The sequence below is a fragment of the [Ruminococcus] torques ATCC 27756 genome (assembly GCF_000153925.1).
GTDB lineage: Bacteria > Bacillota > Clostridia > Lachnospirales > Lachnospiraceae > Mediterraneibacter > Mediterraneibacter torques.
Map to the genome: position 1 here is coordinate 586,537 of NZ_DS264345.1, position 22,268 is coordinate 608,804.

22 protein-coding genes, 1 tRNA gene and 1 pseudogene are annotated in these 22,268 nt (G+C 38.8%); 19 read left to right on the forward strand and 5 right to left on the reverse strand.

Going from position 1 to position 22,268, the window contains the following annotated elements:
• Window positions 1-50: 50 nt before the first annotated feature.
• The 6 genes and pseudogenes from epsC (at window position 51) to dtd (ending at window position 4,478) form a co-directional block, all read left to right on the forward strand.
• A pseudogene (epsC, locus tag RUMTOR_RS04020) lies at window positions 51-736 on the forward strand (serine O-acetyltransferase EpsC).
• Window positions 723-2,129, forward strand: a complete 1,407-nt coding sequence (cysS, locus tag RUMTOR_RS04025; RefSeq protein ID WP_009319818.1) for a cysteine--tRNA ligase — start codon at window positions 723-725, stop codon at window positions 2,127-2,129. The pseudogene epsC and the gene cysS overlap by 14 nt, the downstream one beginning before the upstream one ends.
• Complete coding sequence (locus tag RUMTOR_RS04030) at window positions 2,114-2,581, forward strand: Mini-ribonuclease 3 (RefSeq protein WP_004845840.1); 468 nt, start codon at window positions 2,114-2,116, stop codon at window positions 2,579-2,581. Before cysS ends, RUMTOR_RS04030 begins: the two co-directional genes overlap by 16 nt.
• Complete coding sequence (gene rlmB / locus RUMTOR_RS04035; protein ID WP_004845841.1) at window positions 2,562-3,338, forward strand: 23S rRNA (guanosine(2251)-2'-O)-methyltransferase RlmB; 777 nt, start codon at window positions 2,562-2,564, stop codon at window positions 3,336-3,338. The genes RUMTOR_RS04030 and rlmB overlap by 20 nt, the downstream gene beginning before the upstream one ends.
• A gap of 34 nt (window positions 3,339-3,372) precedes the next feature.
• Complete coding sequence (sigH, locus tag RUMTOR_RS04040; RefSeq protein WP_004845842.1) at window positions 3,373-3,999, forward strand: RNA polymerase sporulation sigma factor SigH; 627 nt, start codon at window positions 3,373-3,375, stop codon at window positions 3,997-3,999.
• A 32-nt stretch (window positions 4,000-4,031) separates the two neighbouring features.
• Window positions 4,032-4,478: a D-aminoacyl-tRNA deacylase gene (gene dtd, locus RUMTOR_RS04045; protein ID WP_004845843.1), complete on the forward strand. Its 447-nt coding sequence runs from the start codon at window positions 4,032-4,034 to the stop codon at window positions 4,476-4,478.
• Between the two features lie 111 nt (window positions 4,479-4,589).
• Here the strand turns inward: dtd and RUMTOR_RS04050 are convergent.
• Window positions 4,590-4,662 (reverse strand) — tRNA-Thr (locus RUMTOR_RS04050).
• Window positions 4,663-4,961: 299 nt separating this feature from the next.
• On the opposite strand from RUMTOR_RS04050, the gene RUMTOR_RS04055 reads away from it, so the two are divergent.
• Complete coding sequence (locus RUMTOR_RS04055) at window positions 4,962-5,318, forward strand: hypothetical protein (protein ID WP_009242199.1); 357 nt, start codon at window positions 4,962-4,964, stop codon at window positions 5,316-5,318.
• 104 nt (window positions 5,319-5,422) lie between these two features.
• Here RUMTOR_RS04055 and RUMTOR_RS04060 read toward each other — a convergent pair whose 3' ends face one another.
• On the reverse strand, window positions 5,423-6,889 hold the full coding sequence (locus RUMTOR_RS04060; protein ID WP_004845845.1) for a sodium-dependent transporter: 1,467 nt from the start codon (window positions 6,887-6,889) through the stop codon (window positions 5,423-5,425).
• 217 nt (window positions 6,890-7,106) lie between these two features.
• On the opposite strand from RUMTOR_RS04060, the gene RUMTOR_RS04065 reads away from it, so the two are divergent.
• Both RUMTOR_RS04065 and pdxR read left to right on the forward strand, forming a co-directional pair.
• On the forward strand, window positions 7,107-8,774 hold the full coding sequence (locus tag RUMTOR_RS04065) for a glutamine--tRNA ligase/YqeY domain fusion protein (RefSeq protein ID WP_044997943.1): 1,668 nt from the start codon (window positions 7,107-7,109) through the stop codon (window positions 8,772-8,774).
• Window positions 8,775-8,797: 23 nt separating this feature from the next.
• A complete protein-coding gene (gene pdxR, locus RUMTOR_RS04070) occupies window positions 8,798-10,213 on the forward strand; it encodes a MocR-like pyridoxine biosynthesis transcription factor PdxR (protein WP_004845847.1) in 1,416 nt (471 codons plus the stop codon).
• A gap of 110 nt (window positions 10,214-10,323) precedes the next feature.
• Here the strand turns inward: pdxR and RUMTOR_RS04075 are convergent, their stop codons facing one another.
• On the reverse strand, window positions 10,324-10,566 hold the full coding sequence (locus RUMTOR_RS04075; RefSeq protein WP_009242196.1) for a hypothetical protein: 243 nt from the start codon (window positions 10,564-10,566) through the stop codon (window positions 10,324-10,326).
• Between the two features lie 276 nt (window positions 10,567-10,842).
• Here RUMTOR_RS04075 and RUMTOR_RS04080 point away from each other — a divergent pair, with 276 nt between their 5' ends.
• Together RUMTOR_RS04080 and RUMTOR_RS13215 are read left to right on the forward strand one after the other, a co-directional pair.
• Complete coding sequence (locus tag RUMTOR_RS04080; protein ID WP_009242195.1) at window positions 10,843-12,123, forward strand: adenylosuccinate synthase; 1,281 nt, start codon at window positions 10,843-10,845, stop codon at window positions 12,121-12,123.
• A 177-nt stretch (window positions 12,124-12,300) separates the two neighbouring features.
• On the forward strand, window positions 12,301-12,489 hold the full coding sequence (locus tag RUMTOR_RS13215) for a hypothetical protein (RefSeq protein WP_207634930.1): 189 nt from the start codon (window positions 12,301-12,303) through the stop codon (window positions 12,487-12,489).
• A gap of 4 nt (window positions 12,490-12,493) precedes the next feature.
• Here RUMTOR_RS13215 and RUMTOR_RS04085 read toward each other — a convergent pair whose 3' ends face one another.
• The gene (locus tag RUMTOR_RS04085; RefSeq protein ID WP_004845851.1) at window positions 12,494-12,709 is read right to left on the reverse strand and encodes a hypothetical protein; all 216 of its coding nucleotides are present in this window, start codon (window positions 12,707-12,709) and stop codon (window positions 12,494-12,496) included.
• A 186-nt stretch (window positions 12,710-12,895) separates the two neighbouring features.
• Here RUMTOR_RS04085 and RUMTOR_RS04090 point away from each other — a divergent pair, with 186 nt between their 5' ends.
• The 5 genes from RUMTOR_RS04090 (at window position 12,896) to metA (ending at window position 17,133) form a co-directional block, all read left to right on the forward strand.
• Window positions 12,896-13,411 (forward strand): SEC-C metal-binding domain-containing protein, encoded by a 516-nt coding sequence (locus RUMTOR_RS04090; protein WP_004845852.1) that lies wholly within the window; start codon window positions 12,896-12,898, stop codon window positions 13,409-13,411.
• Between the two features lie 36 nt (window positions 13,412-13,447).
• On the forward strand, window positions 13,448-14,140 hold the full coding sequence (locus RUMTOR_RS04095) for a YdcF family protein (protein ID WP_242647680.1): 693 nt from the start codon (window positions 13,448-13,450) through the stop codon (window positions 14,138-14,140).
• 50 nt (window positions 14,141-14,190) lie between these two features.
• Window positions 14,191-14,511: a DUF1540 domain-containing protein gene (locus RUMTOR_RS04100; RefSeq protein WP_004845854.1), complete on the forward strand. Its 321-nt coding sequence runs from the start codon at window positions 14,191-14,193 to the stop codon at window positions 14,509-14,511.
• A 323-nt stretch (window positions 14,512-14,834) separates the two neighbouring features.
• Window positions 14,835-16,208 carry an AI-2E family transporter gene (locus RUMTOR_RS04105; protein ID WP_004845856.1) on the forward strand — a complete coding sequence of 458 codons (1,374 nt, stop codon included), beginning with the start codon at window positions 14,835-14,837 and terminating at the stop codon, window positions 16,206-16,208.
• Window positions 16,209-16,212: 4 nt separating this feature from the next.
• Window positions 16,213-17,133, forward strand: a complete 921-nt coding sequence (metA, locus tag RUMTOR_RS04110; RefSeq protein WP_009242194.1) for a homoserine O-acetyltransferase MetA — start codon at window positions 16,213-16,215, stop codon at window positions 17,131-17,133.
• 427 nt (window positions 17,134-17,560) lie between these two features.
• Here metA and RUMTOR_RS04115 read toward each other — a convergent pair whose 3' ends face one another.
• Window positions 17,561-18,814: an IS4 family transposase gene (locus RUMTOR_RS04115; RefSeq protein WP_009242193.1), complete on the reverse strand. Its 1,254-nt coding sequence runs from the start codon at window positions 18,812-18,814 to the stop codon at window positions 17,561-17,563.
• An 836-nt stretch (window positions 18,815-19,650) separates the two neighbouring features.
• Between RUMTOR_RS04115 and RUMTOR_RS04125 the strand changes: the two genes are divergently transcribed.
• The 3 genes from RUMTOR_RS04125 to RUMTOR_RS04135 all read left to right on the forward strand — a co-directional run bounded on the left by RUMTOR_RS04125 (window position 19,651) and on the right by RUMTOR_RS04135 (window position 22,241).
• Window positions 19,651-20,850 carry an aminotransferase class I/II-fold pyridoxal phosphate-dependent enzyme gene (locus tag RUMTOR_RS04125; protein WP_009242192.1) on the forward strand — a complete coding sequence of 400 codons (1,200 nt, stop codon included), beginning with the start codon at window positions 19,651-19,653 and terminating at the stop codon, window positions 20,848-20,850.
• Window positions 20,847-21,383, forward strand: a complete 537-nt coding sequence (locus tag RUMTOR_RS04130) for a dCTP deaminase/dUTPase family protein (protein ID WP_004845863.1) — start codon at window positions 20,847-20,849, stop codon at window positions 21,381-21,383. Before RUMTOR_RS04125 ends, RUMTOR_RS04130 begins: the two co-directional genes overlap by 4 nt.
• Window positions 21,384-21,566: 183 nt before the next feature.
• Window positions 21,567-22,241, forward strand: a complete 675-nt coding sequence (locus tag RUMTOR_RS04135; RefSeq protein ID WP_009242191.1) for a transglycosylase domain-containing protein — start codon at window positions 21,567-21,569, stop codon at window positions 22,239-22,241.
• Window positions 22,242-22,268: the final 27 nt, after the last annotated feature.

A 22,268-nucleotide genomic window follows, 5' to 3' on the forward strand; every position in this document is an offset into this window, starting at 1 on the left:
AAGTTTTTATTTAACCGGTAAAAGTAAAAAATATTTTGTGGGAGAACAGAATGGGTATTGTATCTTATATTAAAGAAGAAATACGAGTTGTGCGGGAACGGGATCCCGCGATAAAATCAAATATGGAAGTGTTGCTTTATCCAAGTTTTCGTGTAATACTCAGATACAGAGTGGCTCATAAATTATATTTAAAAAACATTATTTTTGGGCGAGATGGATTTCACAAAGAGCGGCGCGAAAAACAGGGATTGAGATTCATCCGGGAGCTAAAATCGGACGCGGCTTGTTTATTGATCACGGGAGTGGAGTTATCATCGGTGAGACAACGGTGATCGGCGATAACGTAACTCTTTATCAAGGGGTAACGCTTGGCGGAACCGGAAAAGAACAAGGAAAGCGCCATCCAACATTGGAAGATAATGTGATGGTAAGCGCGGGAGCAAAGATATTAGGTTCTTTTACGATCGGAGAAAATTCAAAGATTGGGGCGGGATCAGTTGTTTTAGAAGAGGTGCCCCCGAACTGTACGGTAGTAGGTGTGCCGGGGCGTATCGTTAAAATGGATAATAAAAAAGTTCCGAGATCCGATATGGATCAAATTCATCTCCCGGATCCGGTATTGTCGGATATTAAGAGGCTTCAGGAAGAAAATTTAAGATTGCATAAGGAATTGAAACGTCTTGTGAAAGAGATAAGATGTGTGGAAAAGAAAGGAGATTATGATGAAGATTTATAATACATTATCAAAAAGAAAAGAAGAATTTGTGCCATTGGAAGAAGGCAAAGTAAAAATGTATGTGTGCGGTCCTACGGTTTATAATTTTATCCATATCGGAAATGCAAGACCGATGATCGCATTTGATACAGTACGCCGTTATTTTGAATATAAAGGATTTGAAGTGAATTTTGTATCAAACTTTACAGACGTAGATGATAAAATTATTAAAAAAGCGATTGAAGAAGGCGTTTCTGCTGATGAGATATCGAAAAGATATATTGCGGAATGTAAAAAAGACATGGAAGCAATGAATGTAAAACCGGCCACGAAAAATCCGCTTGCAACAGAAGAAATCTGCGGCATGGTGGAAATGATTTCCACATTGATTGAAAAAGGATACGCCTATGAAAAAAACGGAACGGTTTATTACCGTACAAGAAAGTTTGAAGGTTACGGAAAGCTTTCGCATAAGAATCTGGATGATTTGAGGTCGGGAGGAAGATCGCTTCTCGTTACAGGAGAAGACGAAAAAGAAGATCCGCTTGATTTTGTGCTTTGGAAACCGAAAAAGGAGGGAGAACCTGCCTGGGAATCTCCGTGGAGTGAGGGCCGTCCGGGATGGCATATTGAATGCTCGGAGATGTCTAAAAAATACCTCGGAGAACAAATTGATATTCATGCCGGCGGAGAGGATTTGATATTTCCGCATCATGAAAACGAGATTGCTCAAAGCGAAGCCGCGAACGGAAAAGAATTTGCAAAATATTGGATGCACAATGGATTTCTTAATATTGATAATAAAAAGATGTCAAAATCACTCGGTAACTTTTTTACAGTAAGAGAGATCGGAGAAAAGTATGACCTTCAGATCTTGAGATTTTTTATGTTGAGTGCACACTACAGAAGTCCGCTTAATTTTAGTGCAGAGTTGATGGAAGCAGCAAAAAATTCTTTGGAGAGAATCCTTACTGCGGCAGATAACTTGAAATTCCTTATTTCAAACACGTCAGAAGAGAAAATGACAGAGTCGGAGAAGAGATTGTTTGAGAAATCATCAGAATATGTAGAAGCTTTTGAAAGGGCAATGGATGATGATTTCAATACTGCCGATGCGATAGCGGCTATTTTTGATCTTGTCAAATATATGAACACGACTGCCGACGGAGCAAGCTCAAAGGAATATTTGCAAAACCTGCTTGACAGATTATGTCTGCTGACAGATGTTTTGGGTATTATCGTTATAAAAGAAGAGGAAATGTTAGATTCGGAAATCGAAGAGATGATAGAAAAACGTCAGGCTGCAAGGAAAGATCGTAATTTTGCTCTGGCAGATCAGATCAGAGACGAGCTCCTGGCAAAAGGGATTATTCTTGAAGATACGCGAGAGGGAGTAAAATGGAAAAAAGCTTAGGATATGGATTTGAGTATTATATGGATCTGATTCCCGGAATGAAGCAGGCCGACCCAAAAGCAAGTTCCTCTATTGTTTTAGCCTATATAGGAGATTGTGTCTTTGATCTTATTATTAAGATGAGAGTGGTAGGCAGAGGCGGCAGGCAGGTGCATAAACTGCATGAAGAGACAAGCAGGTATGTGCAGGCGTCTGCTCAGTCTTTTATGATGCGGGCAATTCAGGAACATCTTACAGAAGAAGAACATGCGGTATATCGAAGGGGAAGGAATACAAGGAGCGTTTCGGCTGCAAAAAATCAGTCGATCACCGATTATCGAAGAGCGACAGGGTTTGAGGCGTTAGTGGGTTATCTTTACTTGAAAAAGGAGTACAAACGGCTTGTTGAGCTTGTAACGATCGGACTGGAAAGTATGGAAAAGGAATTGGAAAATGGAGAGAAAAACGATTGAAAAAATTGAAGAAACAAAAGAACATACATTAGTGATCGAAGGACGAAACGCAGTACTGGAAGCGTTTCGCTCTGGAAGGACGATCGATAAGCTGTTTGTGTTGGACGGATGTCAGGATGGTCCGGTACGCACGATTGTCAGGGAAGCAAAAAAGCATGGAACAATCTTGAATTTTGTCGGAAAAGAAAGATTATCTCAACTTACGCAGACAGGAAGGCATCAGGGCGTAATTGCTTACGCTGCGGCTTATGATTATGCAGAGATTGACGATATGCTTAAACTTGCGGAAAAGAGGGGAGAAGATCCGTTTCTGATCGTATTAGATGGGATTGAAGATCCTCATAATTTGGGGGCAATTATAAGAACAGCCAATATTGCCGGAGCTCATGGCGTGATCATTCCGAAGAGGAGAGCGGTTGGTTTGACGGCGACCGTAGCGAAAACTTCGGCAGGGGCGTTGAATTATACTCCGGTTGCAAAAGTGACAAATCTTGTAAAGACAATGGAAGAATTGAAAGAAAAAGGAATTTGGTTTGTCTGCGCCGATATGGACGGACAATCAATGTATGATATGAATCTCACAGGACCGATCGGACTTGTTGTCGGAAATGAAGGGGATGGAGTCAGCCGATTAGTAAAAGAAAATTGTGATTTCGTTGCGTCAATTCCGATGAAAGGCGAGATTACCTCTCTGAATGCTTCCGTGGCAGGCGGAGTTCTTGCTTATGAGATTGTCAGACAGAGACTTGCAAAATAAGATGTAAAGCAGTGTTTGAAGGGTGTTTTAAAGGATGGAACAATATGAAAAGCTGACGGATGAACAGTTGATTGAAAAACTGCACTCCGGGGATCGGGATGTGACAGATTATCTGATGGAGAAATATAAAATGATGGTCCGCAAGAAGGCACGCGCAATGTATCTGATCGGAGGAGAAACAGAAGATCTTATTCAGGAAGGCATGATCGGACTAATCAAGGCGGTAAGAAATTTTGACAGCGGCATGGGCAGGTCATTTGCAGGGTTTGCGGAAACATGTGTACTTCGGCAAATGTACACCGCTATTGAGGCGTCAAATCGAAAAAAACATATGCCTCTGAATTCTTATATTTCACTTTATGAAGAAAGCGAGACGAATAAAAACGGTACAAAACTGCCTCTGATCGATCTGATAGAGCCTGACCGGGAAAATGATCCTGAGGCATTGTATTTTGGCAGAGAGTACACAGAAGCTTTTATTGAACGATTGAAAGAAAATTTAAGCCCGATGGAAGAACAGGTTCTTTATTTGCACTTAACAGGAACTGATTATAAAAAAATCGCGGAATTGTTGAAAAAAAGTCCGAAATCGATTGATAATGCTCTTCAAAGAATTAAGAAAAAAACAGAAAAAATGCTCAAAACAGAAATAAGAGCCTGAGAAATTCAAATAGAGAAAGCGGGTAAAAGGTTATGAAATTTGTAATACAGCGGGTAAAACAGGCATCTGTAAAAGTGGAAGGAAGCGTGATAGGAGAGATTGAAAAAGGATATCTCGTATTGATTGGCGTTTCAGACAAAGATACGGAAGCAGTTGCGGATAAAATGATAAAGAAAATGATCGGACTGCGGATTTTTGAAGATGCAGAGGGAAAAACAAATTTGTCGTTAGCTGATGTGGGCGGAAGTCTTTTGCTTGTATCACAGTTTACGCTTTATGCAAATTGTAAAAAGGGGAATCGGCCGAGTTTTATTGAGGCAGGGGCGCCGGATAAAGCAAATCAGTTATATGAGTATATAATTGAAGAGAGTAAGAAAAGTGTGTCAGTCGTACAGACGGGTCGCTTTGGAGCAGAAATGGAAGTGAGTTTGATCAATGATGGTCCGTTTACGATTTTGCTTGATTCGGAAATGTTGTGATAGGATCATCGGAAAAAAAGTAATTGTTTGAAATTTAAGAAGAGTCAGTGAAATACTAACTCTCCTGTTTTGTATAGATAATCAGAAGTAATCGATATATTAAAATCAGAAAGCTGTCTAGGGGACTTGAACCCCCGACCTCCGCCTTACCAAGGCGACGCGCTACCGACTGCGCCAAGACAGCATATATGTAACTCAAATGCATGATAAATATACAACGATTCAGCAGTAGTTGTCAAGAGAATTGTATTACAAGACGTTCATATAATTATATAATTATTTCTTTTTTGTTTTAAAAAGGACTGCCCGGCTGTGATTAAAAAGTGTTGTTCAGTGTCGCCTGTTTGTATCTCGGAGATATGAAATGGCAGGATAAAGACAGAATAATGCAAGAATTCCTGTCATTTTCTGTTCTTTTTTTGATTGTGTGGTATACTTGTACAAAATTTAGTGGTGATTTTCGCTATGGGGGCGGAGGGAAAGATGAAAATAGGAAGAGAGGAACTGGAAGATTTAAAAGAAGGATTGGAAAAATTGACACATTTTATCAGAGTAATGGAGGGAGTGAAACTACCGGATTTTTATCGGTATTTTGATGCGATGAAAAATAATATTAATATCTTTTTTTATGCGGGATGTGAAGATATTGAAGATTTCTTCCCGATATTGGAAAGGGATTGGAAGGCATCGCATACAATGTTTATCGGTGTACAGAATTATGATTTGAGGAGGGAACATCCGGACATTGATCCGACGGTATGTTTGTATTTTGCAAGACTCCTTGCTGATGTGGGAAAATATTTTGAACGGGGCAATGTAGAATTTGCAAAAGAATATTAAATGTAGTTCGCTACTGTAAAAAAGAAAGTTCTTTGGAGATCCACAGAACTTTCTTTTGATATTATTTACTGTCTGCACTTAATAAAGCGAATTTATAAAAACGATTATAGTTTGGTCTGTTTTTGCTTCCGTGTGACGGAAAAAACAAGGAGAAGAAATGCAAATGCGACAGCCATCCATACGCCGAAGACGACGTTGCTTTGAGAACTGAATTTGTCATAGTAGCCTTTTAAGTAGATGATGACAACGATCCAAGGAAGAATATATGTCATATATTTACGGATAAATTGAGGAAATTTCAATCCGTTTCCTGCATTTGCCTCCTGAATGAAATTGTTCCATCCCCAACCGTTTTTGTGTGTACAAAACATAAGATATATAACGGAACCAAGAGGAAGGATATTGTTTGACACAAGGAAATCTTCTAAATCCATAATGTTCGACCCTGCTCCGAGCGGTTGTATCCCCGATAAAATATTGAAGCCGAGAATACAAGGAATACTTAATACAATAATAAGTACAATGTTGATGCCGACAGATTTTTTGCGGCTGAATCCAAAAAGATCGATCCCGAAGGAAACAATGTTTTCGAATACGCCGACGATCGTGGACAGGGCTGCAAAGAAAAGGAAGAGGAAAAACAGAGCCCCCCAAACTCGTCCTCCCGGCATCTGAGTGAAAATGTTCGGAAGAGTGATAAATACAAGTCTGGGACCTGCATCCGGCTGTACATTAAATGAAAAACATGCAGGAAATACAATTAAACCTGCAGTAAGAGCAACGCAAGTATCCAGTAGAAGGATGCTTAAAGATTCTCCGGTGAGAGAACGGGATTTATCTAAATAGCTTCCGAAGATTGCCATTCCGCCCATTCCGATGCTTAGTGTAAAGAAAGCTTGACTCATTGCTCCGAAAATAACGTTTCCGACCCCGTTTTCGAGTACTTTTCCGAAATCCGGAATGAGGTAAAATCTGAGTCCTTCTGCTGCACCCGGAAGAGTAACTGACCTTATGGCAAGTACGACCATGATTGCCAAAAGGCAGAGCATAGTTATCTTCATGATCTTTTCGACACCTTTTTGAAGACCGATGCTACAGATCCAAAAAGCAAGTAAAATTACAAGTATAGTCCAAAAAGTCAGTGTGACAGGAGATTCCAGCATGGAATCATATTTTGCGGAAACTACTGTGGAATCAATGCCTGCAAACTCTCCTTTTGCCATCCGGAAGCAGTAATAAAGCATCCATCCGCCGACCATGGAATAAAACATAACAAGGAGATAGTTTCCGGCGATTGCAAACCATCTTGTAAAATGCCAACGCGTTCCTTTCGGTTCCAGTACGTTATAAGATGTGGCGATGCTTTTCTGGCTTGCGCGTCCTACACTGAATTCACATACGATGATCGGTAATCCGAGTATCACAAGGAACAGCAGGTAGATTAAAATGAATGCGGCTCCTCCGTATTGTCCGGCCATATAGGGAAATTTCCATACATTGCCCAGTCCGATAGCACATCCGGCCGACACTAGGATGAAGCCGAGTCGTGAACCAAAATTTTCTCTTTTCATAACTAAAAGCCTTTCTTTGTTTTTTGTAATCAGGTAAATTTGTTCTAAAATAAAAATAGCGCATACTTTTGAAAAAATGAAATGCGTTGATACATATTTTAGACAGCGGGCTTATTGTATCACATCAACGCGGCAAAGTAAACCGAGTACTTGTAGATATCTTAATTTTATGATAAGATAATTGCTATGAATGTTTGCGTTATTAGAGGAGGAGACAATGGAAAACGAAACTGTTTCAAAGAATTTTATCGAGCAGGAAATAGACAAAGATTTGGCGGAGGGAGTATATGATCATGTGGCTACTCGTTTCCCGCCTGAACCGAACGGTTACTTGCATATCGGACATGCAAAATCAATTTTGCTTAATTACGGACTGGCCCAGAAATATGGCGGCACATTTAATATGAGATTCGACGATACAAATCCGACAAAAGAAAAAATGGAGTTTGTTGATTCAATCAAAGAGGATATTCAGTGGCTCGGAGCGGACTGGGAAGACAGGCTATATTTTGCATCAGATTATTTTGATCAAATGTATGAATGCGCAGTAAAACTGATTAAAAAAGGAAAAGCATTCGTGTGCGATCTTACCGCAGAACAGATGAGAGAATACCGCGGGACATTGAAAGAACCCGGAAAAGAAAGTCCTTATAGAAATCGTTCTGTAGAGGAAAACCTGAAATTATTTGAAGAAATGCGGGAAGGAAAATATGAGGACGGAGAGAAAGTTCTTCGGGCTAAAATAGATATGGCTTCTCCGAATATAAATATGAGAGATCCGATTATTTATCGTGTGGCGCGTATGACACACCATAATACCGGAGATAAATGGTGTATTTATCCGATGTATGATTTTGCACATCCGATCGAAGATGCGATTGAAGGAATTACACATTCTATCTGTACATTGGAGTTTGAAGATCACAGACCATTGTATGACTGGGTTGTAAGAGAGTGCGAGTTTGAGAATCCGCCCAGACAGATTGAATTTGCAAAACTTTATTTGACAAATGTTGTTACTGGAAAGCGTTATATCAAAAAATTGGTAGAGGATGGTATCGTAGACGGATGGGATGATCCACGCCTTGTGTCGATTGCGGCATTGAGACGCCGCGGATTTACACCGGAATCTATAAAGATGTTCATCGAATTGTGCGGAGTTTCAAAAGCGCAGAGTTCTGTAGATTATGCAATGCTTGAGTATTGTATCCGTGAAGATCTTAAGATGAAAAAACCGCGTATGATGGCTGTGTTGGATCCGATCAAACTCATAATAGATAATTATCCGGAAGGTCAGGTTGAATATCTGGATGTTGCGAATAATTTGGAAAATGAAGAATTAGGCATACGTAAAGTTCCGTTTGGACGAGAACTTTATATCGAAAGAGAAGATTTTATGGAAGAGCCGCCGAAAAAATATTTCCGTTTATTCCCGGGAAATGAAGTGCGTCTGATGCATGCGTATTTTGTAAAATGTGAGAGTTTTGTGAAAGATGAAAACGGTAGGATAACAGAAGTACATTGTACTTATGATCCGGAAACAAAAGCGGGAAGCGGTTTTACAGGAAGGAAAGTAAAAGGAACGATTCACTGGGTTCCGGCGGAGTATGCACAGAAAGCGGAAGTGCGCCTTTATGAGAACTTAATCGATGAAGAAAAGGGTGTATATAATAAAGAAGATGGATCGTTGAATCTGAATCCGAATTCACTGACGATAATAAAAGATGCTTATGTGGAACCGAGTTTTGACGGTGCAAAAGCATATGACAGCTTCCAGTTTGTGAGAAATGGATATTTCTGTGTGGATTCTCATGATTCTGAGCCGGATCATCTTGTGTTTAACAGAATCGTATCATTGAAGAGCTCGTTTAAGCTTCCAAAATAAATGGTAGTTTATAATAAAACAGAATGAATGAATTAATGATTAATTTAAGAGCGGAACAAAAAGTCCCGCTCTATGAGCAAATATATGACTATATAAAAGATGATATCAAAAAAGGACGGATACAAAGCGGAGAGAAACTTCCCTCTACAAGAGCATTAAGCGCACATTTGGAAGTAAGCAGAAGTACGGTGGAACTGGCGTATGAACAGCTGCTGTCTGAAGGTTATATTGAGGCACAGCCTTACAGAGGATATTTTGTTTGTCAGATTGACGGATTGTTTCAGATAGATGCGCAGGAAAATAATAAAAGAGAAAATAATGAACAACGGGAACAAAAGTACCGGTATGATTTTACTCCGAGCGGAGTGGATCTGAAAAGCTTTCCGTATAATATATGGCGAAAATTATCCCGAGAGTGTCTTGTGGATGATAAGGCAGAACTGTTTCGTCTCGGCTGCCCTCAGGGAGAATATGGACTTAGAAATGCTATATGCAGTTACCTTCATCAGGCCCGAGGAGTAAATTGCACTCCGGAGCAGATTATTGTCGGAGCCGGAAATGACTATCTTTTAATGCTTCTCGGAATGATCTTAGGAGGTGAACATAAAATCGCATTGGAGAATCCGACATACAAGCAGGCGTATCGTCTGTTTAAAAATTTGTCATATGAAGTGTGTACTGTCGATATGGATGACAAAGGAATGCGTGTGGACGAACTGCGTAAATCGGATGCAGATATCGCATTTGTGATGCCTTCGCATCAATATCCGCTTGGAATAGTTATGCCTATAAAACGGCGAATGGAACTTTTGAAATGGGCGCAGGAAAAAGAAGAGAGATTTATTATAGAAGATGATTATGACAGTGAGTTTCGTTATAAAGGAAAACCAATTCCGGCTTTGCAAGGATATGACAGAAGCGGAAAGGTAATTTACATCGGAACTTTTTCAAAATCTATAGCTCCTGCGATTAGGATGAGTTACCTTGTCCTGCCGGAAAGAGTATGTTCGCTGTATAAAAAACAGTGCGGATTTATCAGCTCTACTGTATCAAAAGTAGATCAGCTTATTTTTCAGAAATTTATAGAAAAAGGATATTATGAACGTCATCTGAACAAAACAAGAGCTTTGTATCGGAGCAGACATGATGTTTTACTGAGCACTTTAAAAGAAATGAAAACAGAGTTTACAGTGTCGGGAGAAAATGCAGGAGTACATCTTCTTCTTCATTTTTGCGATGGAAGAAGCGAAAAAGAGTTAATCCGTTTGGCAGAAGAAAAAGAAGTAAAAGTATACGGACTGTCAGAATATTATGTGGGAGAAAAAGACAGAGAACAGAACGAATCGGTAATCCTGTTAGGATATGCAAATATGAGCGATGAAAAAATCTTGCATGCGGCTCGTCTGCTTGATGAAGCATGGAATAAAGAGGGAAATTGACAAATCAGTTTGAACAGATTCTGCTTTTGAGAAAGAAAAACACGTCGAAACTTATGTTCCGGCGTGTTTTAGTTGTGTATAATATAGTAAATACACGGAATATTTCTGTACTATTTTTCTTCAAGTGATTCGGATTCGCCATCTGTGTCATCATCAGTCTTTTTTAAAGATACATATTCTCTGTCGGATGCAGGTTGAAGATCGGCATCAAGATCAAAGTCATCATCCTCGGTCTCGGCAGGATCATTTTCCTCTGGAATGTCGGAACTGTTCTTGCAGAAATACGCGACGGCAAGCCCGATCGCCGTTCCGATGACAGCGAAGATACTAAACCATTTAACAAGTTTTTTCAATTTGTTGACTCTCCTTTCTGTAAGAAGATGTGCTCCGTCTGTATAATGGAGAAACATCCTGAATGTATCTGTTATTTTAATACTTTTTCAGGGCAATTACAATAGCAGATTATAAAATCTATTGGCTCCTTTGTTTCAAAACAATTTTATGATCCTTTTATAAAAAACGAAATAACATTTTACATAATAAGAAAAATATAGTATAATTCTAACTGCGGTTATTCATAAGTACCGCTCATAATTATTTAAAAGCAACGATGTTCAGGAGGAATGGAAATGGTAAAAGCAGTAGTTGGTGCAAACTGGGGCGATGAAGGAAAAGGTAAGATTACAGATATGCTTGGTAAAGAATCTGACATCATCGTTCGTTTTCAAGGCGGAGCAAACGCAGGTCATACGATCGTAAATGATTATGGAAAATTTGCGCTGCATACACTGCCGTCAGGAGTATTTTATGATCATACAACAAGTATCATCGGAAATGGTGTAGCGTTGGATGTTCCGATTTTGTTTAAGGAAGTTAAGTCTATCGTGGATCGGGGTGTTCCGATGCCGAAGATTCTTGTTTCTGACAGAGCGCAGATGGTGATGTCTTATCATAAAAATTTTGATGCTTATGAGGAAGAGCGTCTCGGAGGAAAATCTTTTGGTTCGACAAAATCGGGTATTGCTCCGTTTTATTCTGATAAATATGCAAAAATCGGTTTTCAGGTGAGTGAACTTTTTGACGATGAATTGCTAAAGGAGAAAGTGGTTCGTGTAGCAGAACAAAAAAATGTATTGCTTGAACACCTTTATCACAAACCATTGATTGATCCTGATGAATTATATAAAGAACTTGTAAGCTACAGAGATATGGTGGCTCCTTATGTATGCGATGTTTCGCTCTTTTTACATAATGCTTTGAAAGAAGGAAAAAATATTCTTTTGGAAGGTCAGCTTGGTTCCTTAAAAGATCCGGATCATGGTATTTATCCGATGGTAACGTCTTCATCCACGCTTGCCGCATACGGGGCGATCGGTGCGGGCATTCCTCCGTATGAGATTAAACAGGTAATTACGGTATGTAAAGCTTATTCAAGCGCGGTAGGAGCAGGGGCATTTGTAAGTGAAATTTTCGGAGAAGAAGCAGATGAGCTTAGAAGACGCGGAGGTGACGGCGGAGAGTACGGCGCTACGACAGGACGTCCGAGACGTGTCGGTTGGTTTGACTGTGTCGCTTCAAAATACGGATGCAGAATGCAGGGAACAACAGATGTTGCATTTACGGTTTTGGATGTTCTTGGATACTTGGATGAAATTCCGGTATGTGTAGGTTATGAAATTGACGGAGAGGTAACGACAGATTTTCCTGTAACACATCTTCTTGAAAAAGCAAAACCGGTTCTTAAAACACTTCCGGGTTGGAAAGAAGATATCAGAGGAATCAGAAAATACGAAGATCTTCCGGAAAATTGCCGTAATTATATAGAGTTTATCGAAAAAGAGGTCGGATATCCGTTTACAATGATCAGTAACGGCCCGGGAAGAGATGATATTATTTATCGTAACCGTTAATTCATAGTTAAAAGTAAGGTTCTCGTAAAAGGTATATGGATTTTGTCTTTCGGAGGCTTTTGTTTCCGGGGGAAATAAAGAGTGAATATATGAGAATGAGGATGGTGTAAGCCGATGGTTTTCGCCATCCTTTTGTAATATTTTTTAAAGAGAAAGCATAAGATATAAGACCGGGTTTTGAAAAAGCAAGAAGAGGAGGTATATTTTATGCGCCGGAATGACAGAGAGACAGAAATAAGGATGATGACGATGGAAGAATACCTGAAGAAAAGACAAGCGATAAGGCGGCGCGGCAACATGGGTGAAAATGAATGCCATGAAAAAACCGCAGCAGCCTTAAAGTTGGTTGAGTTATTATATAATTGATGAATTAATCATCGTTCTGATCATTCTTATTTTTTAAAAGCCGGGTGATCAGAATAAACCCGTAAAGCAGAACCGGAATTAAAATCGTAGCGGCTATAGAGGCTTTTAACAGGTCGTCTGATGCAGGAGATCCGATCAGAGCAAATATGAGAGTGCAGACATACATTCCGATAAGAAGGATAACACCTATGACTGCAAGGATACGTTTTATGTTTTTCATGATAAAATCCTTTCCTACTATAAAAATAATTTTGAATTGACGATCAACATGAAAAAATAGCTTGATCAAGTTTCTTGTTGAACTGAATAGGTATGCTGTAATTATACCTAAAATAATAGTTTACGGCAAACAGAAATTGTTATATAATGATTTAGATGGATTTTAAAGATAAAGGAGCAATATACAATGAGCGAAAAATGTTTATTAGATCAATGGAGAGATATGGCTTATGACAGAAACCTGTCAAAAGAGCAGTTAGAGAGTTTTTGGGGAAAATATTTTACAATAGAGACATCGATTTACGAGCAGCTTCTGGATGATCCTGATACAGAGGTAAAAGGAACAGTGAAAGAACTTGCCGAAAAATACGGTCAGGATGTAATGACGATGGTTGGTTTTCTTGACGGAATCAACGACAGTTTGAAAACACCGAATCCGATTGAGACGATGGATGAGGATACAGAAGTAAGTCTTGGATTTGATAAAGAAAAATTATATAAAAACATGGTAGATGCAAGAGCTGACTGGCTTTATGAACTTCCGCAGTGGGAAAAGATTTTTGATGAAAATACGAGAAAACGTCTGTACAAAGAGCAGAAAAATTCAGGAACAATACGTAAAGAAAAGAAAATAGGAAGAAATGATCCTTGTCCGTGTGGAAGTGGCAAAAAATATAAAAAGTGCTGCGGAAGAAATGCATAAATGAAAGAGTATTTCTGGATTTTGGGAAGTCTGTGTGTGTTGTATTATTTAATACTTGTCATTTATTCCCGCAGACTGCGATCGACCTTTGCGGTTTTTTGGTTGTTGACCGGCGGCGCACATCTGTTTTTTGGATGTGTGCCGCTTCCTGCATATGTGGAAAGTGTTTTCGGATGGATATGCCTGGGGTTATGGATTCTTTTTCTGACTGTGGAAATTAAAATCTGTCTAGGTATGTTTTCTAAACCTGAAAGAGGAGCGCAGTGGATCATTATATTGGGGGCGCAGGTAAGAGGAAGAAAAATTACGGATTCGCTGAAAAGGCGGCTTGATGCAGCGATTCATTATTTAGAGGAAAATGAAAGGACAATGGTAGTTGTTTCAGGCGGCAGGGGGCCGGGAGAAGATATTTCAGAAGCGGATGCAATGGAACAATATCTTATCGAACAAGGAGTTGCGGAAAATCGGATCAGAAAGGAAGATCAGTCCGTTTCTACAAGAGAAAATCTGAGTTTCAGTCGGAGATTTATTGATCCGAAACATGAGACGGTCGGAATCGTTACAAATAATTTTCATAGTTACAGGGCAAAACTTTTAGCAGAACAGGAAGGATATGCTCATGTTTTTTCAGTATCGGCTTCTTCAAATTATGTTTTTCAGATAAATTATCTTGTGAGAGAGTTTTTTGCGGTTTTGGCAATTTTTTTGAAAAATAAAAGAATATTATGAGTAATGTCAGGACATAATGCTATTGATATTGAATAAAAGGAGGTAGCGTTATGCCGCAATTAAAATGTACAGTTCAGACGTGTGTACACAACAAACAGTTTCTTTGTGATCTTGATGAGATTACAGTAGGAGGAGAATCTGCAAAAAATCCGAAAGAGACATGTTGTGACAGCTTTCAGGAGAGAAAGGAAGGAAGTTACACAAATTCTATGAAAGAGGCTTCAGATTGTTCCTGCGTTGATTGTAAGGCAACAAATTGTATGTATAATAAAGAGTGTGAATGCCATGCAGGAAAAATCAGCGTAGAAGGCGGAGATGCAAAACAGGCATCGGGAACAGAGTGCGCGACATTTCAATCATGCATAGGCTGATTGTTTAAAAACATGTTTTAAGGGTTAAGCAAGAACGAAAAAGGACAAAGCAGTTATTCAAGATAACGGAGAAAAGGAAAATCATATATCCAGAGTAAATGTCAGAGGAATCGTCTTAAATTAAAAGACGGTTCCTTTTATTTTTGTAATGAAGACGAATTTTGGGAGAGACTTTGGCAATCGCTTACAATCTGCGCGGCAAAATGGCATGGGGTTATGGTACGGGTTATGATATATTCCGGTTGACGCTGAAAGAATAAAAGCGTTATAATAAATTAATTATAGTTTATCTGATAAACGAAAAAGACTGGAAGGTATATGAGATGACCGATGAACAGGAAAATGTAGAAAACAAAAAAGATGAAAAGTATAAAAAGAACGAAAAAAATGGTGATAAAACAGGGTATTATGTGAAACAGCCGATATTCGGAACAGGAAAACCTTCTTGGTTAAAACAGCAGTTCGGCAAAACTGTGGCGATCGTAGTCGGCGCTTTAACATGTATTCTTTTTTATTTTCTGCTTTTGCGGGCAGGACACATATCGGGAGTGATTCGGAAAATATTTTTGGTTTCAAAGCCGATTGTTTACGGATTGGCAATCGCTTATCTTTTGAATCCGATAGTGAAAGCAGTAGACAGGAAGCTCCTTCCTTTTTTGGAAAAGAAATTTCCTAATTTTAAACAGGCGAAAAGCGTGTCGAGATCCGTAGGAATCTGTATTTCGATTGTGATATTGGCAACGATTATTTTTACACTGTTTAATATGATGATACCGGAACTTTATAAAAGTATTCGTGATATGATCATGAATGTTCCGAGTCAGATGAACCGTTTTATCAGAGAGTTAAGTGAAATGAATACAGAAAATTCGACGATCGGGAATATCGTAGAAAGTGTGATGAAAGAGGCCACTACATTTGTGCAAAATTGGATGCGTACAGATCTGCTTGGACGCATTAATGATTTTATGTCAGGTTTGACAGTCGGTGTGCTGAATTTCATGCGTGAAATTATGAATATTTTGATCGGATTAATTGTTTCTGTCTATGTACTGTTCAGTAAAGAAAAGTTTTCAAAACAGTCTAAAAAAATAACATATGCTATATTTAAACCGTCAAATGCCAATATGATTCTTCATCTTACTATTAAGAGTAATGAAATATTCGGAGGATTTATTATAGGAAAAATCATTGATTCGGCTATTATCGGTGTTCTTTGTTTCGCAGGCCTGTCGATTTTGAATATGCCATATGCGATGCTTGTCAGTGTGATCGTCGGTGTGACAAATGTAATTCCGTTTTTCGGACCTTATATAGGGGCAATCCCAAGCGCGATTCTTATTTTGCTTGCAGAGCCTAAGATGGGGATTTACTTTATTATTTTTATTATCGCCTTACAGCAGTTTGACGGAAATGTGCTTGGTCCTAAAATATTAGGAGATTCCACAGGCTTGTCGGCATTTTGGGTTGTGTTTTCGATTTTGATCGGAGGGGGTCTGTTCGGAGTTCCCGGAATGATACTTGGAGTTCCGACATTTGCAGTCGTTTATTATATTGTCGGAATGCTTGTTAATAACAAACTTGAAAAGAAAAAACTGCCTGTCAAGACAGATGCTTATGACGAATATAGTTATGTAGAATCGGACGGAACTTATGTCCATGCCGATAAAAATATATTCAAAGAAAAGGAGAGATAATATTATGCCTATTCGAGTACAAAACGATCTTCCTGTAAAAGAAATACTGGAACATGAAAATATATTTGTGATGGATGAATATAGGGCGGCACATCAAGATATCCGTCCAATCAGTATCGGACTTTTAAATCTTATGCCGTTGAAAGAAGATACCGAACTTCAAATTTTAAGATCACTTTCAAATACGCCGCTCCAAGTAGATGTGACGTTTGTTCGTATGACGAGCCATGTTTCTAAAAATACATCAACGAGTCACATTTATAAGTTTTATGAATCATTTGAAGATATTAAAATGAGAAAGTTTGACGGATTTATTATTACGGGTGCGCCGGTAGAACAAATGGAGTTTGAAGAAGTTGATTATTGGCAGGAATTGACAGAAATTATGGAGTGGACAAAGACAAATGTGACATCAACACTTCATTTGTGCTGGGGAGCGCAAGCGGGTATTTACTATCATTACGGGATCAATAAAAAAGCGCTTCCGAAGAAATTATCCGGTGTGTACAGACATCGCGTGAGAAACAGGAAGATTCCTCTTGTAAGAGGTTTTGATGATGTGTTTATGGCGCCTCATTCAAGACATACGGAAGTTCCTCAGGAACTTTTGGAGAAGGATGACAGAATCATGATTCTTGCAGATTCTCTTCAGGCAGGTGTATTTATGTGTATGGCCAAAGAAGGGCGTCAGATATTTGTGATGGGACATCCGGAATATGACCGTATGACTCTTGATTCAGAATATAAGCGTGATATAAGCCGTGGATTAAATCCTCAAATTCCGGAAAATTATTATCCCGATGATGATTCGGAAAATAAACCGGTACTTACATGGAGAGCACACGCCAACAACCTCTATACGAACTGGCTTAATTATTACGTATATCAGGTGACACCGTATGATTTGTATGGAACGCCTTTTTAATGTGATATTTACGGGATTTATTGAAAAGTCAAAGTATATAAAATGATGTCAAATATCGGGCTGTATCGCAAAATTGGGAGTACAAAGGGAGTATAGAAGAGTTTTTATAGGAGTACAAAAAGTATGATATAAATTGTCTTATAGAAACATTGTGGGGGCATATTGTGTAAGTGCAATATGTCTTTAAATTTTATAACTATGGACTTTAGTCTGTTGAGCCCATTGGAGTTTTTCGTTGATCCGAAAAATGGAGATGGGCGAAACAATAAACCACCCGCTATGCGGGCAATGTCGTCAACTTAAGAGTATTTGTTAAAAAAAGCTGTATGCTAATAAAGTGATTGGATTTATTGTTACAAATAATCGCATCACAAATAGGACTGCTGATTTTTTTAACAGTCCGATAGCCTTTTGGTTATGTTTTTATTTAAATACAGCTTTTCATATGGCTGTAATATCTCCGACGTGTATGTTTTCGGTATCTACCAAACTTTCTATCAGGGCGGATAATGGGACATGTTTTGGAAGCTTCTTCCACTATCCGGCATATCATCTCGTAACATATGGACAAGGGCGACCGCAAAAGGTGTACGATACAGTTTTTTATACGGTTTAATATATAACTACGGTTAGCCTGGTAAGCATGCCTATTATTGATAGACACAATGATTTTTGAATCTGATTCCGACTTTATAACCGCAACTAGATTGGATAAATACATTGCTGCAAAGAACTCCTGTTGGATACTGGCAGGCTTAATGCTGTTAAAGGCTTCTATTTCAAGCCTGTTCTTAAGTTCTCTATATTTGCTTTCAACTCCCCAACGAAACTGGTATAAATCTGGAAAGTTCTCCTTAGCTATCTGCTCGGGCATCAGATTTGTCACTAGATATTCTGTGCTGCCGTCTTCCAATAAAAAGTGAATGCTCCTTAAAGTAAGGGATTCTTTATTACAAGAAGCAGGATATGTAAACAAAGCATCTTCCTGTTCCGATATAGCTTTCTTAAACGTCTTTGGCACACGCATAAGAAACAGAATTCCTTTGGAGTTTAGATAGTGAAACATGTCTTCGGAAGGATATCCTCTGTCAAAAAGTATGATACTGTTTGGAAACCTAGGTAAAAAATCTACATGAGCTTTAGCCGATTCCCGTTCATTGTAACGATAGGGATGAAGAGAAACGTCAATCAGAATATCGTTTATTACATCATAAAGAACGGATGCGGAAGCAAGAGGCGATATGATTTTTGTCTTGTTTGGGTTACCTCCAAACACTTCATAATTCTCTTTTGATTCCGGAATCTGTATCGTACTTCCGTCAACGGCATAAATATGGAAACCATTCCAAGTGCGTAAATTTACTGGTTGAAAATAGAATTGTTTCACAGAAAGACGGAATAATTCAAGAAATGCTTTATGAGAAATACCCTGTCTTGCCTTTGAAATTGCCTGTTTTGATACAAATATTGGAAGATCAGATGGAAAATTTTCTAAAAATCGGGCATAGTTTATAGGAATGGATTTATGAACCGACTGGAGCACAAAATAAATCAAGTTAGAAAAAGAAAGCTTTCCAGAACGTGTAAAAGCATTACCTATACGATGCCTTGTCAAGAAATCTTCTGATGTAATAAGGTCATTGGAAGATTGTAAAATGGATGTTAAAAGTTTTGTATTCATAAAATCACCTCGCATTGAAAAAGTAATCAACGCAAGGCAACATTTTTCTCGCATTTTGTCAAGTGCTTTTAGACATTTTTATTTTATATTTTTGATATATCTTAAGTTGACGACATTGCCCGTTGGACGGGTTGTCATGATTTTGCCAATAATAATTATACTCTAAGTCTTTCTTAAAGATCATCCGTTTTATTTTGTAGTTATGTATCTTTGTAAATATAATCCGCGCAAAGTTTATTTTTTCTCTGTCTCTTTCTGCGTGGTTTTTGGCTTTTTCTTTCAAAATACTTGACAAATTCTGTATGTAAAATTTCTTTTAGTTCTTTTGGCAGCATATCTGATTTTTAGCAGTATTTGTAGCAATGATGTTCGCATTAAATGTGTGTGGGGAAAAACAGAGTTGAATAAGTTACAGAGAGAATGGAAAGGCAGAGATGATTGAAGAGGTTGAAAGTGTATTTTATGAGTGTCTGATTCAACTCTTGTTTGAAAAATTTGAGGAGAGGTAAGGGGATGTTTTCAGAAGGAAAGATTTTATCGGAAATATGGATTTACAAAACATCTTATTTAACATTGGAAATACCTGAGTATCAGTAAATAAAAAGCTCTATCAAAAAGAATATTAGTTAATAGTCTTCTAACAACATATTGACCATCTCGTTTCTTTTTTTAGATAGTCAGTTAAAATCTCTTTTTCAATACATTTCATGCAGGAATGTGGATACGGTAAGCGGGATTGCGCCTATCATTTACATAAAATGACAACTGTGATAGAATAGAAACAATTCGATTTGAAAATTAAAGAATGTTTTATCATATGTTAGGGGGCGTTTGTATTGGACAGCAAGCATTTTTCAACTTTGATCAATGATTTTAAGCCTGGGATTTTCGGGGCGTTAAATGAGAAGAAAGAAGAGCTTTTGAAAGAAGGAAGAAAAGTATACAATCTTTCTGTAGGAACGCCGGATTTTGAGCCTCCATTGCATGTAATGAAAGCGATGGAGGAGGCGTGCAAAGATCCGAATAATTATAAATATTCATTGGCAGATATGCCGGAATTATTGGAAGCGGTGCAGTACCGATATGAGAAACGTTTTGGGGTGCATGTAGAAAAGGATGAGATTATGTCTGTTTACGGTTCTCAGGAAGCAATGGCTCATATCGGTATGGTATTTTGTGATCCGGACAATGTGATTCTTGTTCCGAATCCGGGATATCCGATGTTTGAGATGAGCGGAATCCTCGCGAAAGCGAACGTAGAATATTATACGATTGAGGAAGAGAACGGATACCTGCCGGATCTGGATAGTATTCCCGAGGAAGTTTTAAAGAAAACGAAGTACATGATTGTTTCATATCCGCTCAATCCGGTCTGTGTATGTGCTCCGGATGAGTTTTATGAGAAATTGATCGCTTTTGCGAAAAAGAATGAGATTGTAATTCTGCATGATAATGCGTATTCAGATATTACATATGGAGACAAGCCGGGAAAATCATTCCTTTCGTTTGAAGGGGCAAAAGACGTCGGAGCAGAATTCTATTCTCTTTCTAAGTCTTATAATCTGACCGGAGCAAGAATTTCTTTTGTTGTAGGTAATAAAGAAATTATCAGTAAATTTCGTCTTTTACGGTCACAGATTGATTATGGTATTTTTTATCCGGTACAGTATGCTGCAATCGCGGCATTGATCGGACCGGACGATTTTATTGAGGAGCAGAGGCGGCAGTATGCGTCTCGCAATAAAACATTGTGCGGAGGACTTCGGAGAATCGGCTGGGATGTCAGAGACAGTCAGGGAACGATGTTTGTTTGGGCGAAGATACCGGAAGGGTATGCATCGTCTGTGGATTTTTGTATGAAGCTTATGGAGCGAACAGGCGTTATCGTTACCCCGGGAAGCGCTTTTGGAAGCAATGGAGAAGGGTATGTCAGAATGGCGCTTGTAGTAAATGAAAGTGTCATTGAGGAAATTGTAGATGTTTTGGATGCGTCTGGAATTTTCAAAAAGAACAGCATTAAGGAGTCAGATATATGAAAAGAATAGCAAGATTTGAAAAGGTAAGTTTCAGACAATTTTCAGATGGCTGGGATGATACATTTCAGGCAATAGAAAAGGGAGAAAATAAAGATCAAAGCAAAGAAACACTTAAGGAAATTTACGATCGGATCAAGCTGCCTCGACGTGCAACGGCAGGAAGTGCGGGATATGACTTTTTTGCTCCGGTTGACATTATACTGAATCCGGGAGAAACGATTAAAATTCCGACAGGCATCAGGGTTTGGATGGAACCGGAATGGGTGTTAAAATGTTATCCGAGAAGCGGACTTGGGTTTAAGTTTCGTCTGCAACTGAATAATACGGTTGGAATTATTGACAGTGATTATTATAATTCGGATAATGAAGGCCATATTTTTGCAAAACTGACAAACGACAGTAATGAAGAAAAAACAGTTCAGATCAAAGCCGGAGAGGGCTTTATGCAGGGGATTTTTGTGGAATATGGGATTACCGTTGACGATGCTGCAACTGATGTGAGAAATGGAGGATTCGGAAGCACGACAAAATAAAACACGGCTCTGACATTTAGGGCAGAGAATAAAAGTGGATCAGGGGGATGTTTTTTCGGCTTACAAAAATGTAAGAGTCTCCCGGTGAAACGTAAGCTAAAAGGATGGAAGAAAGCGGATAGATTTTATATATTGAATATGCAGCGGGGAAATGCTTTTACGAAAGAGGAGGATACGTTTCAGATGAAAATAATAAAAAGACTGCTTTCTTTTATTTTTTTATGTGTAATCATTGCAGGGGGAGTTCTTGGATATAAAGGCTATGAGGAGTATAAAAAGGCTCTGTCAGAAGAAAGTGTGAAAGAGATGGCTGCAAGAATTGAAGAGCAGCCGAATTATACGACGATAGATGAATTGCCGCAGACTTATATTGATGCTGTTTTGTCAGTGGAAGATAAACGGTTTTATGACCATTTCGGGGTCGATCCGATTGCGGTTGGAAGAGCCTTTTTTAATGATGTCAAAGCGGGAGCTTATGTAGAAGGCGGCAGCACGATCACCCAGCAGCTTGCAAAAAATCAGTATTTTACGCAGGATAAGAAGATCGTACGGAAAGTGGCGGAAATGTTTATGGCGTTTAAGATCGAGTCCGAGCTTGACAAAGATACGATTTTTGAGTTGTATGTAAATTCTATTTTCTTTGGAAATGGATATTATTGCGTGGCGGATGCCTCAAACGGCTATTTTGGTAAAGTTCCGTCGGAGATGAATTTTGACGAATGTACCCTTCTTGCCGGAGTGCCGAATGCTCCGACAAACTATAATCCTACAGCCAGTCCCGAACTTGCACGGCAGAGACAGAAACAGGTCATCGAGAAAATGAAAAAAGCCGGATATCTTGAAGAATCCGTTGATTAGCATGGTAAACCGTTATAGCGTAAAAAG